Consider the following 14,331-nt stretch of genomic DNA (forward strand, 5'->3'; position numbering starts at 1 on the left):
GCTAGCGCACTTCCCGCCAGTGCCGCGCGGCCGGAATGCAGCGCGCGGCCAAGTATCGCTCTGGCGCGGTCAACGCCCGGCGAGCACGCGCCGCCCCCTCGCAGCAGGGCGGCGCGCGAAGATCAGGCGCGGGCGATCAGGCCGCGCAGGTCCTGACGGGTGGCTCCTCGCCGATCTGGAATCGCCCGGCCTGGTTGGCAAGCGTCGTCGCGTCCGAGATGAGGGTGCGGGCGGCGGCGGAGGTCTGCTCGACCATGGCCGCGTTCTGCTGCGTCGTGCGGTCCATCATGCCGACCGTGGAACTGACTTCCGAAATGGCCGTGGCCTGGGCATCGTTGTCCCGCGCCATCGTCTCGACAAGGGCGTGGACCCGGCCGACTTCGCCCGCGATGGTCTCCAGCGAACGATCGACGCGCGAGACGGTGGCGACCGCCTGGTCGATCTCGGAACGGGTGGCGGAAAGGCCGTCGCGCGCCTTGCGGGCTTCTTCCTCGGCGCGCATGGCCAGGGAACTCACGAGATCGGCAACGACCGCGAAGCCGCGCCCGGCGCTTCCGGCCCGACCGGCCTCCACGGCCGCGTTCATGGCCAGGACGCGCGTCTGGAAGGCGATCTTGTCGACCCCCTCGATCACGGCATCGATGCCGCGCGCGCTTTCGTGCACGACATGCATCGCCTGCACCGCGTCGCCGGCCACTTCGCGTCCCTGCTCGACGGAATCGAGCGCTTCCCCGGCAATGCCCAGGGTTTCCTGCGCGCCCGATGCCGTGGCCTTCACGCGTTCCTCGACGCGCAGCAGCGTCGCGGCCGTCTCCTCCAGGTTCGCGGCGCTGCTTTCCGTGCGCTGCGCAAGGTCTTCGGAGGCCCGCGCGATGGCGCCGGATTCGCCGTAGATCGCATGGGAGGCCGTCACCACCGACCCGATCGTCTCGCGCAAGTTGGCGAGGCTGCGGTTGTAGGAGGTCTTCAGCGAGAGGAACCCGGCGGGCAGGTCGTCGATGTCGTGGAGAAGATCGCCGCCCGCCAGCCGCGACATGGCGCGATCGAGGGCGGCGATGGCCTGGTTGCGCTCCGCTTCGGCTTCCTCGAAATAGATCGAGATCGACAAGTCCATGTCGAGCATGGCCGCCTTCATCAGCGCGCGGTTGAGCTTGCTTGGGCTGACGCGGCGCGTGAACAGCCGCCAGGGGCTGGCGCTGCGTTCGACGGCGGCCATGATCTCTTCCAGGATCAGCGCATAGCCGCCGATGTACCAGCGCGGTTCGAGGCCGATCTTGGCGTGGACTTTGCCGATCCGGCTGACGGCGGCGTAGTATTCGGCGTCGAACCGGCCGGTGGCGATGCCCAGCCAGTGGCCGACTTGCGCGCCTTTGGCGGCGTTGATGTGCGCATCGCTGCGGAACATGCGCGCCATCTCGGGGGTCGCGCGGACCCGCCGGTAGAAGTGATCGAGCGCTGGCTGGATGCAGGTGCGGAGAAATGGTTGCGCAGCGGTGAGAATACGGCGCTGCGCGGCATCGAATTCGAGGAACTCCAGACGTTCCTCGACGGTCTTGACTGTCAAGTTCAACTCCTGCCCGGCGGATCTTGTCCGGCCGAATGAAATCGTTTTTCCTGACCTATTATAGAACGATGCGGGCGGCTTTCGGCGCGGGAGGGCCGGGATTTTTGCGCCGTTCGGCCGATGCCGGCAGCGGCAAAGATGCCCAGCAGGGACAGCAGGCGTCAGGCGGGTTGGAAGCCCGCCAGACGCAGCGCGCCGTCAAGGGAATCGCCGAGGGCCGGGCTCAGTCGCTCGACCGTGCGCGAACGCAGCCAGGGCTGCATGCGCGGGGCCAGGCCGCCGACGAGCGTGCAGCGGGTGGCGCCGCGCTCGAAGATCGTCTCGATGAAACGCTCGATATGGCCCGCGGCATGTTCGACGATGGAGCGGGCGATGGCGTCGTCCGCTTCGGCATAGTCCATGACCAGCGGCGCGAAAGTGCCGTAGTCGCGCGGGGTGGCGTGGTCCATCCAGGCGATGGCCTGCGCCGTGTCGTGTTCGAAACGCTCGGTCACGGCCGCGCTCAGCGGGGTTTTGCGGGTGCGCCCGTCGAGCGCGCGCAAGGCGTGGCGCATCGCGCTGAGGCCGAGCGCGGCACCGCTGCCTTCGTCGGAGATCGGGAAACCGTAACCGCCGATGGTGAAGTCCCGGCCGTCCAATCGTACTTGCGCGGCGCTGCCGGTGCCGATGATGAGGATCGCGCCGTCCTGCCCGGCATGGGCGCCGAGGTTGGCGATCTGGGCATCGGTGGCATAGCGCACCGCGGCGAAGCCGAAGTCGAGTTCCGCCAGCGCCTCACGCACGCCGGGGCGGGTGATCCCGGCAATGCCCATGCCGGCCTGGATGGTGGCGCGCTCGGCCGTTGTAAGGCCCCCTTCGGCCACGGCCTGGTCGACCGTGTCCTTCAGCGTTTCGTAGAGTGCCTCCATCCCGATGCGCGCATTGGCGGTGCCGGACTTGCCGTGGCCGATCTCCTGGCCCTGCGCGTCGACAAGCCGGGCGCGGCAATTGCTGCCGCCTGCGTCGATGCCGAGGAAATAGGTCATGGATGTTCTCCGGTAGCCCCGATGCCTGGGTGATCTCCCCAGTCGCGGCCACGGGGGGTATGGCCGATTCCGGGGTTGAGCTGGTTGCGCGGGTCGATCTCGCGGTAGAACTGCGCGAGTTCGGGCCGGGCGACATAAAGGTGGCCGACATTGTGCTCGGCCGGATACTGCGCGCCGCGCGCGTCGAGCAGGGCCCAGAGCGCGTGCTCGAATGCAAGCGGATCGGTGCCCTTCTTCACGATGTAGTCCTGGTGGAATACCTGGCAGAAGAAGTGCCCGTAGTAGAGGGTGTGGACCGTGCGCGCCGCAAGTTCGGCCGGCAGGCGTTCCACCCATTCGCGGGTGTTGCGGGGCAGGGCGACGTCGAGCGCGACGATGTCCTCGACCGTGTCCGGGTGGACGGCGCGGTATCGCACCGCAGCGCCCGCCGCCACGAAGCGGTGGAGGAAGGCCTTGGCGCTTTCCTGCGCCGTGCATTCGAAGTGCCCGCCGTCAGTGCCTGTATCCTCCGCGTCGCCGGGGAAGAGGTCGTGCAGCAGCGTGCGCGCGGCTTCCACCTGGTCCCGCGGCACCTTGAGGATCAGGTGATGCTCGAAGCGCGCGCGATAGTCGCGCATGCGGGCCGGGAGATGGTCGGGGATGAACCGGCTGGACCACTGCATCAGGCGGTCGCTGAGCCCGCTGCCCATTACGCCGTCGAAGCGGGACTTGGCCGCGAACAGCGCCGGGAGCCGGTCGGTGCCGAGGCGCTCGATGGCGAAGAACATGTCCTTGCCGTAGCGATCGGCCACGTCGAAGGCTTCGGCGTGCATATATTCGCCGGCGATCGGCAGCGTGTCGAAATCGCGCAGCATCGTGCGGCGCAGCGCGGTCAGGCGGTCTGCCTCGTTAGTGCCGATGTAGAACGTGGTGGTCTCGTCTTCGCGCGCGAACGTATCGAGGCGCACGGCGAAGACGATCAGCTTGCCCGCGCTTCCCGCCGCCTCGAACAGGCACCGGGGGTCGGCATTGAAGCGGGCCGGCACTTCGCTGTCGATGTCGCGGACATGGTCGGCATAGCTGTGGTCGTGCGCCCACTTGTCGCTGGCGGGATCGATGTCGGCTTCGGTGAACTGTTCGAGGTCCAGCCGGGACAGCATGGTCTCCGGGTCGTCGCCAAGGTCCATGCCGAGATGGTTGAAGAGGCGCAGCGAGCCGTCGCCCTGGACCTGGGCATAAAGCGCAAGCTGGGTATAGGCCGGACCACGCCGGATCAGCGAGCCGCCCGAGTTGTTGCAGACCCCGCCGACCACCGAGGCGCCAAGGCAGGAAGAACCGATCACCGAATGGGGTTCGCGCCCGAACGGCCGCAGTGCCTGCTCCAGCTTGTAGAGCGTGGTCCCCGGCAGGCACAGCACTTGTTCTCCGCGGCAGATCACCTTGAGTGCGGAAAGCCGGGTGGTGCTGACGATCACCAGGCCGCCGGGATAGTCTTCGCCATCGGGGGTGGAGCCGCCCGTCAGCCCGGTGTTCGAAGCCTGCATGATGATCGAGACGTCTGCCGCCACGCAGGCCTGCACCGCGCGCCACATTTCCACCAGGCTGCCGGGGCGGACCACCGCGATGGCCGGGCCTTCGCCGGTGCGGTAGCCCTTGCGGAAGCGGGCCGTCTCGCGCGCGGAAGTCAGCACATGGCGCTTGCCCACGGCGGCGCGCAGTGCGGTCAGTAGCGCGATATCCCGGGTCTTGGTGCTTGCTGCCATGGTTGTATCCCCGCTTACTGGGTCTGGACCTCGTCGTCGGTCATCAGGTCCTTGCCGTCCAGCCAGTTCAGGATTTCACGCGCCGCGGGATGATCGATCCCTTCGTAGCGGTCCCGCAGGCGATCGGCGCGCGCGCCGAGGCGCTCGTGGCCCACGTCCTGCAGGGCCGGGATATCCTGCTGCAGCATCTGCGCGAAATCATCGCCGAGCAGGTGCCGCGCCGCTGCGCCGAAGGCTTCGCCATAGGCGTAAGTCTCTCCCTGCCGGTAGACCATCGGCAAGGTGATGGCGGGAATGCAGCCGAGGTGCGCCTGGATCGCCGGGTTGATGGCATGGCCGGAGATGTGCCCGGCGATCGCTGCCGGACGGCCGGTGAATGCCCGCAGATGGAGAAAGCGCGACATGCGGGCGCCGTCATTCACGGGCCAGTTGTCCCAGAGGCAGACCTTGCGGCCCAGTTCGCCTGCGACGCGTTCCAGATGGGCCGGGCCGATTTCCTTCGAGCAGACTTCCTCGCCGGTCCAGTAGACCTGCACGGCGGGATCGAGCAGCCGCCCGAGCTTGCCGAGATAGTCCGCCGGGCGATCCGCGAAGACGAGGTCGAGCACGGGATCGTCGGAATAATAGGTGGGGCAGGTGTAGACACGCGCGGCACCGGTGAGCTGGGCGCAGAAGTTGACGACATCCGCCTGGCGTTCTGCGAGTTCGGGCATGTCGCCGCGAAGATCGTCGAACAGCACGGCAAGGTCGTCGATGCCGATGGCGTCGAGTTCGGCTACCCGCCGCGTGAGGTCCGCGCGGGCCTCGTCGTCGAAGGGATGCGTGGAGCCGACCGGGGTGATCGCCATGCCGAAGCGCATGCCCGCGGCGCGGCACTCGGCGGAAAGGCGGGCCAGCGCTTCGGTCCGGGCCATGTCATGCGACACCCGCCATTCGCGGCGCAGCGCGCGATCGGCCTTGGGGCCATAGTGGTAGAAGCCGTAGCCGGCCTCGGCGAGCGTCTTCACCACATGGCTGCGCTCGGCCTCGTTCCAGATGCGACCGAAGCGGCCCTCGATCAGGCCCAGTTCCGGCTGGCTTCCTTGCCTCGTCATTCGCGGTGGTCCTCGCGTGCGCCGCCGATCCAGGTAGCGCGGACCAGGCGATCGTTGCCCAGATGGACGAGGTCCGCCCGCAGCCCCGGCGCGATGGCGCCGGTCTCATGGTCGAGGAGCAGGAAGCGGGCGGGGTTGCCGCTGGCCATGCGCGAGGCGGCGACGATGTCGCAGCCGATCATGTCCATCGCGTTGCGCAGGGCCTGCGCCATGGTCAGCGCGGAGCCGGCCAGCGTGCCGTCGGGCCCGGTGCAGGTGCCGTTCTCCACCTTGATGTCCTGGTCCATGAGCGTGAAGCGGCCCAGCGTCCCGCCGACCGGCGGCATGGCGTCCGTCACCAGCATGATGCCTTCCTCACCCCTGGCCGCAAGGGCCACGCGCATCGAGGCGGGATGGACGTGGAAGCCATCGGCGATGAGGCCGAAGTGGCTGGCGCGGTCTTCCAGCGCCGCGCCGACCATGCCGGGGTCGCGGCTGAGGAACTGCGTCATCGCATTGAACAGGTGGGTGAAGCCAACCAGCCCCTCGGCAAGCGCGGCGCGGGTCTGGTCGTAGTTCGCGAGGCTATGGCCGGCGCAGACGAGCACGCCCGCTTCGGTGAGGGCGCGCACGGTCCCTTCGGGCGCCAGTTCGGGCGCCAGCGTCACCACGCGGCGGCCCGTGGTCGGTGCCGAAAGCCGGGCGATGACTTCGGTGTCCACCGGCGCAAAGCGGGTCTGGTCGTGGATACCCTTCTTGGCGACGTTGAGGTGGGGGCCTTCGATATGCACGCCCAGCACGCCCGGAACGCCCTGGGCCATCGCAGCTTCGCCGGCGGCGATGGCAGCTTCCACCACTTGCGGGAAGTCGCTGATGAGCGTGGGCAGGATGCCGGTCGTGCCGTAGCGGCGATGCGCCTGGGCGATGGCGCGAATGCCTTCGATGCAGGGCATGTCGTTGAACAGCACGTCACCGCCGCCGTTCACTTGCGTGTCGATGAAGCCGGGTAGCAGGTAGCCGCCGTCGAGCCGCTCCAGCACGCAGTCGCCGGGCAGGGCGTCGGGCGCCGCAAGGTCGACGATGCGATCGCCGTCGAGGACCAGCGCCTGGTCTTCGACCACGCGGTCGGCAAGGACGATACGCGCACCGATAAGGGCGATCCGGGTCATAGCGTGCGCGTCACCTTGTTGAGGTGCGGAGGATTATCCGGGTTCCGTCCGCGCGCCAGCGAGAGTTCGTTGGCGAGGCCGTAGAAACTCTGGATCTCGGCAATGGCTCCAAGGACCGGATGCACTTCCGTGGCCAGCGGCAGTACCAGCGCGGCGGGAGCAACATCCTCGGGCAGGCCGGCGGCGATGACCCGGGCGCCGCGCGCCGCAAAGTCGTCCAGGCGCTCGCGAAGGCCGGTGCGCGCCACGTCGAGCGGGGCAAGCACCAGCACCGGATCCCCGTCCCCCACCAGCGTCATCGGGCCATGGGCGACTTCGGCGCTGCTGAAGGCCTCGGCATGGAGGCTGGAGGTTTCCTTGAGCTTGAGCGCGGCTTCACCGGCGATCGGCAGTGTCGGGCCGCGCCCCAGCACCAGCATTTCGCTGGCATCCTTGAGCAGGTCCACCGCCGTCGTCCAGTCGGCATTGGCGGCCGTTTCCAGAACCTCGCCCGTGGTTTCGAGAGCCGCGAGCAGCGCTTCGTCCTGGCTCCACTCGGCGACGAGATGGGTAAGCGCGACAAGGGTGCAGACGAAGCTCTTGGTCGCCGCGACGCTCGTTTCCGGGCCGGCGTGGACGGGGATCACGATCTGCGCAAGCTCGGCCAGCGGCGATTCGGCATCGTTGACCACGGCGATGACGACCGCGCCCTTGTTGCGGGCGTCCTGCGCCGCAGCCAGCAGGTCGGGACTGCGACCGGACTGCGAGATCGCGATCATCGGTACGTCCAGGAACTGGGCAGACGTGGCGTGATAGAGCGAACCCACCGAAGGGGCGTGGCTCAACGTCGGGATGCGAGCATGGGTTTCCAGCAGGAACTTCGCGAACGCGGCGGCCTGGTCCGAACTGCCGCGCGCCAGAGTCGCGGCGAAGGGCGGGGCAAGCTCGCGGAGCTGGCGGCCGGCCTCGCGCACGATATCTGCATTGCGGCGAAGCTGCTCGACGCAGCGCGCGGGCGCCTCGCGCGCTTCGCGGGACATCTGCGTGGTGCTGGCGGGCGCCGCTGCCGGCGCGTTCGGTGTCGCTTGGGTCATGATCTGACAGATACCAGTTTAGCTTTTTGGTACAAGTGGCATTAAAGTGGTTTTATAATTCGCCGCGTTCATGATACCGGTTCGGTTCGGCGAGGGCCGGATGTGGGAGAAGACGATGCTCAGGATCGAGATTGCCGCTTCCGATGGGCAGAGTGAAGTCAATGAGGACTGCGTCGGTCATCATGGTGATGCGGCGTGGGTCGTCGATGGCGCGACAGGGATTGGTCCGGCGCTGCTTGACGCACCTAGCGATGCCTCCTGGCTTGCCCGGACCGCCAACGCGGCCCTGACGCAATTGCTTGCCGGCAATTCGGAAATTTCGACCGTGGCGCTCCTGCGGGAGGTGATGGGGCGCTGCCGTGACGCCTTGGCGCGCGAGCAGGTGCGCGAAGCGGAAGGGCCGCATGAACATCCCTCGGCCGCCTTCGCGATGGTGCGTGTCATCGACGGCGTGGCGGAATTCACGGCGCTGGCGGACTGCCGAATCGTGACGGTCGAGGGTGAGGGCGACGGCGACGGCGACGGCGACGGTGAAGGCGAGGCGCGGCTGTTCGGCAGCTATGCGCTCGATGCTCTCGAAGGCCGTACGGTCGAGGCCATGAAGGCGATCCTGACGGCGGAGGGCGACATCGGGTTCGACGCGCTCAAGGCCCGGTTGCTGCCGGGTCTCCGGGCGAACCGTAAGCTGATGAACCGGGAAGGCGGCTACTGGGTGCTCGGCACCGAGCCGGCGGCGGCCGACCACCTTTGGCAATGCCGCATGCCGGTGCGGCCGGGGCAGCGCTTTGCGATCGCCAGTGACGGTTTCCTGCGGCTGAACGAGCTTTTCGCGGTCGCCACGCCTGCCGATCTCCTGTCCATTTCCGATCGGGAAGACTGGTCGCGCTGGCTCGGCCGCCTGCGCGACCTCGAAAAAGCGCCGGGTTCTCTGCACCGTCATCCCCGGGTGAAGCCGCATGACGATGCCAGTCTGATTGTCTGTAGTTGGGGGAGTGCACGCTGATGCTGGTCATGGGGTTCATGAGTGGGACGTCGCTCGACGGCGTCGACGTGGCGGTCGTGGAGACCGATGGCGAGCGGATCGAGGGTTTCGGGCCTTCGGCCATGATCGCGTTTTCGGCCGCCGAGCGCGCGGCGTTGGAAAAGGCGACGCGCGATGCGCTGCTCTGGGACGGTTTCGGCGAACAGCCGCTGTCGTTCGGGCTGGCGGGCGAAGTGATCGAAGCGGCGCATCTGCGCGCGGGGCATCATGTGATCGAGAGGCTGGGACGGCTTCCTGACCTCGTCGGCTTCCATGGCCAGACCTTGCTGCACCGCCCGGAACGGAAACTCTCCGTGCAGATCGGCGATCCGCAAGTGATCGCCGACGGGCTGGGTGCTTCGGTGGTGGCGCAGATGCGTCTGGACGATCTCCTGGCCGGCGGGCAGGGCGCTCCCCTGGTACCGGCCTATCACCTTGCTCTGGCGAAGAAAATCGGGCTGCCCCGCCCGCTGGCCTTCCTCAATATCGGCGGCGTTGCGAACCTGACATGGATCGGCGCGGACGGTTCTCTGCTCGCCTGCGATACGGGGCCTGGAAATGGTCTTATCGATCAGGTCGTCCAGGCGCATGGCGCGGGCCGCTACGACGATGGCGGACGCATCGCGGCGGCAGGCACGGTGGATGAGGCGGCCCTGGCGGCGCTGCTGTCTCACCCGCATTTCCACGGCGAGGGTCCGAAGTCGCTTGACCGTTACGACTTCCCGCTCGAATGGGCCGACGCCTGTTCGTTGGAGGATGCGGCGGCAACGCTGACCGCCTTCACGGCCGAGGCCGTCGCCGTGACAGCCCGCATCCTGCCGCAAGTGCCGGAAATCTGGGTAGTCTGCGGGGGTGGTAGCCACAATCCCACGCTGATGGCGGCTCTCCGCGCACGGCTGGGCGACTGCCGGACCGCGGACGAAGTCGGCCTGCGGAGCGACTTCGTGGAGGCGGAAGCCATGGCCTTCCTCGCCGCGCGCAGCCTGCGCGGCATGCCGTTGACGTTCCCCGGCACTACCGGGGTGTCACAGCCGCTGACGGGGGGAACGATCTGGCGGCCGGAAAACACGTTAGCCGAAGTGGTCTGATCGCGGCGAATTATTACATCACCACTTAGATACCACACCTTTACATATCCATGACAGGTATGCATGGTGAATGAGTCCGGAAAGGGCATGCCGTCGAGTCTTCGGGTCGCACCAACACACGACGGAACAGGGTTCAGGGAAGTAGTGAGGAAGTCTAATGGTTAAGTCACAACGACATACCGTGGCCGTGGCGGCGCTTGCCATCGCCCTTTCGCAAGTGCCGGTTGCTGCCTTCGCGCAGTCGGCAGGCAGCGCCGATGCAGGCGAAGCCGCAACTGGCGCCGACATCGTCGTCACCGGCACCCGCATCGCGGTTCCGGGACTGACGTCCAGCAGCCCGGTCGCCTCCACCGGCGAGGAGCAGATCAAGCTCCAGTCGGCGCTGACGGTCGAGGACTTCTCCACCAAGATCCCGCAGCTTTCGGGCGGCGTTCGCCAAGGCTCGCAGGGCAGCGACGCTTTCGGCGCCCAGGTTCTGGAACTGCGCAACTTCGGCCAGAGCCGTTCGCTGGTCCTGATCGACGGTACCCGCGCAACGCCGTTCAGCTTCCGCAACTCGGCTGACGTCAACGCCATTCCCGCCTCGCTGATCAAGCGCGTCGACGTGCTGACCGGCGGCGCCGCCGCGGTCTATGGCGCGGACGCCGTGGCCGGCGTGGTCAACTTCATCCTCAACGATGAATTCGAAGGCATTCGCGGCACCGCCACCAGCCGTCTGTCCGAGCATGGCGGCGCGCAGTACGGCGGCTCGCTGATGGTCGGTACCGGCCTGGGCGACCGCGGCCACATCGTCATCGCGGCCGACTATACCCAGCGCGACCGCATTCGCGCGGGCCAGCGCGACTGGGCGGAAACGCCGAACCAGACGATCCCGAGCATCGGCGGCGTCTTCACCGACGTGGCAAGCGGCCGCAAGTTCGGCTTCACCGACAGCGGTGACTTCACCACGAACCCTTCGGCCACTTCGAACATCTCGGATACTTATCCGCTGGTCTCGCCGCTGAAGCGCATCAATGTCGCGGCGCTGTTCAAGTACGAGATCACGCCGCAGGTCGAGATCTACGGCCGCGCGATGTATACCAATTCGCGCACGCAGGAGACCGGTACCCCCGGCGCGACGCCGGCCTCGGTCAACCGCACCGTCTCGATCAGCGAGAGCAATCCCTACCTCACGGACGATATCCGCAACCAGCTGACGTTCGTGAACGGCACCGCGCGCGTGAACGTCTCGCGCTCGCTGGCCGAACTCGGCCTCATCAACTACGAGACCGAGCGCAACACGCTGCAGTTCCAGACCGGCCTGCGCGGCCCGCTGACCAATGCGGTCAATTGGAACGTCTATGCCCAGTACGGCCGTTCGACCGAGAACACGCTCATCACCGGCGATGGCCTGGTCACCAGCCCGACCGGCGCGAACAACTTCGATTCCATCGTCAACAGCGTGAACATCTTCGGTCCGAACCAGACCGAACTGGCCGATGCGCTGGGCAGCACGATCAACGGCTTCAACCGCAAGCGCGACCAGTTCGTGACCGCGGCGACCCTGAGCGGCACGCTGGAAGAGCTGTTCTCGCTGCCGGCCGGCCCGATCGGTTTCGCCATCGGCGCCGAGTATCGCCGCGAAACCGCCAGCATCGATCAGGACACCGCGCTTCTTACGGGCAACACCTACCGGCAGGGCGTGCAGGCTGCCTACAGCGGTTCGTTCGACGTCAAGGAACTCTACGGCGAAATCCTGGTGCCGGTCCTGCGCGACCTGCCCCTGATCCGCAAGTTCGACGTGGGCGGTGCCTACCGCCTGTCCGACTACAACATGTTCGGCACGCACGGCACCTGGAAGGTGGAGGGCAACTGGGAAGTCGATCGCAACCTGCGTCTGCGCGGCACATACCAGCGCGTCCTGCGCACCCCGAACTTCGGCGAGTTCGCGGCCGGCATGTCCTCGCTGCCGTTCAGCAACCTCGTCACGGTCGATCGTCTGAAGCCGCGCTACGGCGGCGATCCGTGCGTGCTCGGCACCGGCGATGCCGCCCAGTGCGCCCGCTTCGGCGCGCCTGCAGTGGGTTCGGCGAACTCCAACGCGGCCAGCTACCTCACCGGCAATTACTATTACGGCGGCAACCCGGACATCAAGCCGGAGACCGGCTATACCACGACGCTCGGCGCCGTGTTCACGCCGACGTTCCTGCCCGGCCTGAACCTGACCGTCGACTGGTACGAGCTTGACCTGCGCGGCGCCGTGGGCGTGATCCAGCCGATCGCGGCGATCACCAGCTGCTATGTCACCAACCCCACCGCCACCAATCCGCTGTGCTCGCTGGTGACCCGTAATGCCGACGGCACGTTCAAGGATGCCTTCGTCAACAACCAGAACCTGGGCCGACTGCTCCAGCGCGGTTTCGACATCTCGGCCAGCTACACGCTGCATCCGGACTTCGTGCCGGGCACGGGCGTGCGCCTGAGCTACCAGGGCAATATCGTCACGTCCTACCTGATCCAGGCGAACTCCACGGTTTCGGCCGTGCAGTGCAAGGGCACTTTCGGCGCCACCTGCTCCAGCGACGGCACCACTCTGGTACAGCCTGACTATCGCCACACGGTCGGTCTCTCGTGGCTGTTCGACAAGGGCGTGATCCAGTTCGACTGGCAGCGCATCGGCAAGGTGAAGTCGAGCACGGTCGGTTCGACCGAGACGATCTCGGCCCAGAACACCTTCGACCTATCGGCCTCCTACGAGTTCACCGACGCGATCACCTTCAGCGCCGGCATCTACAACCTCTTCGACAAGAATCCCCCCTATGTGTCGACGGGCGGTGTCTTCAACACCTTCCCCGACACTTATGACATTCTCGGACGCACGATCGGCTTCTCGCTGACCGCGCACCTCTGAGGATAACCCACCCTGCGCGGCGCCCGGTCAACCTCCTCCTCCTCCGACCGGGCGCCCGCTTTTTTGTCAGGCCCTGAAGACCGATTTCAGGGCCGGGTCCGGAGACGAATTCGATGACGCTGCCTTTCTCGATGGCGGACTGGCTGGTGATCGCCGCCTACCTGCTGCTGCTGGTCGCGGGAGGCTGGATCTTCACGCCGCGCAAGACCGAATCCGCGCATGACTACTTCCTGGCGGGCGGCAGCGTTCCGGCCTGGCTCGCGGCCATCTCGGTGCTGTCCGCCACCCAGTCCGCAGCCACTTTCCTGGGCGGGCCGGATTATGGCTATCACGGCGACCTTACCTACCTCAGCGGCAATATCGGCGGACTGATCGGCGCGATCTTCGTCGCCCATGTCATGATCCCGCGCTTCTACGCCATCAAGGCGACGACGGCCTATGAGCTGCTGACCTTGCGCTTCAACGAGAAGGCGACGCGCTGGGCAGGGGGCATGTTCCTGGTCGGCCGCGTCTTCGCAGGCGGCGCGCGCGTCTATCTGGCCGCCATCGCGCTGGCCATGGTCATCACCGGCACGGTCGAGGCCCAGGGCATCATGATCGCCGCCGCCGTGCTCATCGTGGCCAGCGTGCTCTTCACGTTCGTGGGCGGCCTCAAGTCGGTGCTCTGGAACGACCTCATCCAGTTCGTGGTCTACCTGGGATCGGCGATCGCGGTGCTCGTCTTCCTGCGCCTCTCGATCCCCGCGTCCACCGGCGAGATCATCCAGGGCCTTTCCCATACGCCCGAAGGCGTGAACAAGCTGAAGTTCTTCGATTTCTCGATGGACCTTTCGCGTCCCTTCTCGATGCTGGCCATCGTGCTCGGCCTGTCGCTGCTCTACATCGCGAATGCCGGCATGGACCAGGACACGACGCAGCGCCTGCTGGCCTGCAAGGACGCCAAGACCGGCGCGCGCAGCCTTTACCTCTCGGTCTTCGCGACGCTGCCGGTGGTGGGCATGTTCATCGTCATCGGCCTGCTGCTTTATGTCTTCTACGACCGGCCCGACCTGATGGGCGGCGCCACGGCGGCTGCCGGCAACCAGTTCGGCGGCGAGAAGATCAGCATCTTCATGCACTACATCCTCACCCAGCTTCCCGGCGGCCTGCGCGGACTGGTGACCGTGGGCATCTGCGCGGCGGCCGTCGCCACCACGAACTCGGCGCTCAACGCCATGTCCTCGGTGCTGGTCCAGGACTTCTACCGCCCCTGGCGCGAGAAGCGCGGCACCCCGCCAGAGCATCACTTCGTTTCGGCGGGGCGCGTGGGCATGGGCGTGATCGGCTTTGCCATGTTCGTCATGGCCGTGGTCTCGTTCTACTGGCAGCGCTACACCGACATGGGGCTGCTGGAATTCGCCCTGCAAGTGATGGTCTTCACGTACGCCGGCCTGCTGGGTGTCTACTTCACCGCGCTGTTCACCGGACGGGGCACCACCGGATCGGTCATCGCCGCGCTTCTCGTCGGCTTCGTCACGATCCTGTTGCTCCAGCCTTCTATCGCCCATGCCATCGGCCTTCCGGCCGCTCTGAGCAGCCTGTCGTTCCCGTTCCAGCTTTGCATCGGCACGGTCATCGCTTTCGCGATCTGCGCCGCGCCGGCCGGATCGGGCAAGACGATGGCGCCTGTTGAACGTTGATCCCCGC

Annotated in this window: 10 protein-coding genes; 4 read left to right on the forward strand and 6 right to left on the reverse strand. The window is 67.0% G+C overall.

What is annotated here, in order from left to right:
- Window positions 1-136: 136 nt before the first annotated feature.
- From ACZ1J6_RS09875 to ACZ1J6_RS09900, 6 genes are all read right to left on the reverse strand, one after another.
- A complete protein-coding gene (locus ACZ1J6_RS09875) occupies window positions 137-1,564 on the reverse strand; it encodes a protoglobin domain-containing protein (protein WP_431566526.1) in 1,428 nt (475 codons plus the stop codon).
- A gap of 161 nt (window positions 1,565-1,725) precedes the next feature.
- Window positions 1,726-2,589, reverse strand: a complete 864-nt coding sequence (locus ACZ1J6_RS09880; RefSeq protein ID WP_431566527.1) for a glucosamine kinase nucleotide-binding domain-containing protein — start codon at window positions 2,587-2,589, stop codon at window positions 1,726-1,728.
- On the reverse strand, window positions 2,586-4,331 hold the full coding sequence (gene dld / locus ACZ1J6_RS09885; protein ID WP_431566528.1) for a D-lactate dehydrogenase: 1,746 nt from the start codon (window positions 4,329-4,331) through the stop codon (window positions 2,586-2,588). The genes ACZ1J6_RS09880 and dld overlap by 4 nt, the downstream gene beginning before the upstream one ends.
- Before the next feature lie 14 nt (window positions 4,332-4,345).
- Window positions 4,346-5,425, reverse strand: a complete 1,080-nt coding sequence (locus tag ACZ1J6_RS09890) for a beta-N-acetylglucosaminidase domain-containing protein (protein ID WP_431566529.1) — start codon at window positions 5,423-5,425, stop codon at window positions 4,346-4,348.
- Complete coding sequence (nagA, locus tag ACZ1J6_RS09895) at window positions 5,422-6,573, reverse strand: N-acetylglucosamine-6-phosphate deacetylase (protein ID WP_431566530.1); 1,152 nt, start codon at window positions 6,571-6,573, stop codon at window positions 5,422-5,424. Before nagA ends, ACZ1J6_RS09890 begins: the two co-directional genes overlap by 4 nt.
- Window positions 6,570-7,646, reverse strand: coding sequence for an SIS domain-containing protein (locus ACZ1J6_RS09900; RefSeq protein ID WP_132262316.1), 1,077 nt, complete (start codon window positions 7,644-7,646; stop codon window positions 6,570-6,572). The genes nagA and ACZ1J6_RS09900 overlap by 4 nt, the downstream gene beginning before the upstream one ends.
- Before the next feature lie 115 nt (window positions 7,647-7,761).
- Here ACZ1J6_RS09900 and ACZ1J6_RS09905 point away from each other — a divergent pair, with 115 nt between their 5' ends.
- The 4 genes from ACZ1J6_RS09905 (at window position 7,762) to ACZ1J6_RS09920 (ending at window position 14,324) form a co-directional block, all read left to right on the forward strand.
- Window positions 7,762-8,649, forward strand: coding sequence for a protein phosphatase 2C domain-containing protein (locus ACZ1J6_RS09905; protein WP_431566531.1), 888 nt, complete (start codon window positions 7,762-7,764; stop codon window positions 8,647-8,649).
- Window positions 8,649-9,755: an anhydro-N-acetylmuramic acid kinase gene (locus tag ACZ1J6_RS09910; RefSeq protein ID WP_431566532.1), complete on the forward strand. Its 1,107-nt coding sequence runs from the start codon at window positions 8,649-8,651 to the stop codon at window positions 9,753-9,755. The genes ACZ1J6_RS09905 and ACZ1J6_RS09910 overlap by 1 nt, the downstream gene beginning before the upstream one ends.
- Window positions 9,756-9,912: 157 nt before the next feature.
- A complete protein-coding gene (locus ACZ1J6_RS09915) occupies window positions 9,913-12,645 on the forward strand; it encodes a TonB-dependent receptor domain-containing protein (protein WP_465128072.1) in 2,733 nt (910 codons plus the stop codon).
- 113 nt (window positions 12,646-12,758) lie between these two features.
- Window positions 12,759-14,324, forward strand: coding sequence for a sodium:solute symporter (locus ACZ1J6_RS09920; protein ID WP_431566533.1), 1,566 nt, complete (start codon window positions 12,759-12,761; stop codon window positions 14,322-14,324).
- Window positions 14,325-14,331 lie beyond the last annotated feature (7 nt).

This window comes from Novosphingobium sp. BL-S-21 (genome assembly GCF_055521655.1).

Bases quoted from the DNA above. Each gene is read 5' to 3' on its own strand.
- ACZ1J6_RS09880 (WP_431566527.1), bottom strand. From the start codon at position 2,589: ATGACCTATTTCCTCGGCATCGACGCAGGCGGCAGCAATTGCCGCGCC.
- dld (WP_431566528.1), bottom strand. From the start codon at position 4,331: ATGGCAGCAAGCACCAAGACCCGGGATATCGCGCTACTGACCGCACTG.
- ACZ1J6_RS09890 (WP_431566529.1), bottom strand. From the start codon at position 5,425: ATGACGAGGCAAGGAAGCCAGCCGGAACTGGGCCTGATCGAGGGCCGC.
- nagA (WP_431566530.1), bottom strand. From the start codon at position 6,573: ATGACCCGGATCGCCCTTATCGGTGCGCGTATCGTCCTTGCCGACCGC.
- ACZ1J6_RS09900 (WP_132262316.1), bottom strand. From the start codon at position 7,646: ATGACCCAAGCGACACCGAACGCGCCGGCAGCGGCGCCCGCCAGCACC.
- ACZ1J6_RS09905 (WP_431566531.1), top strand. From the start codon at position 7,762: ATGCTCAGGATCGAGATTGCCGCTTCCGATGGGCAGAGTGAAGTCAAT.
- ACZ1J6_RS09910 (WP_431566532.1), top strand. From the start codon at position 8,649: ATGCTGGTCATGGGGTTCATGAGTGGGACGTCGCTCGACGGCGTCGAC.
- ACZ1J6_RS09915 (WP_465128072.1), top strand. From the start codon at position 9,913: ATGGTTAAGTCACAACGACATACCGTGGCCGTGGCGGCGCTTGCCATC.
- ACZ1J6_RS09920 (WP_431566533.1), top strand. From the start codon at position 12,759: ATGACGCTGCCTTTCTCGATGGCGGACTGGCTGGTGATCGCCGCCTAC.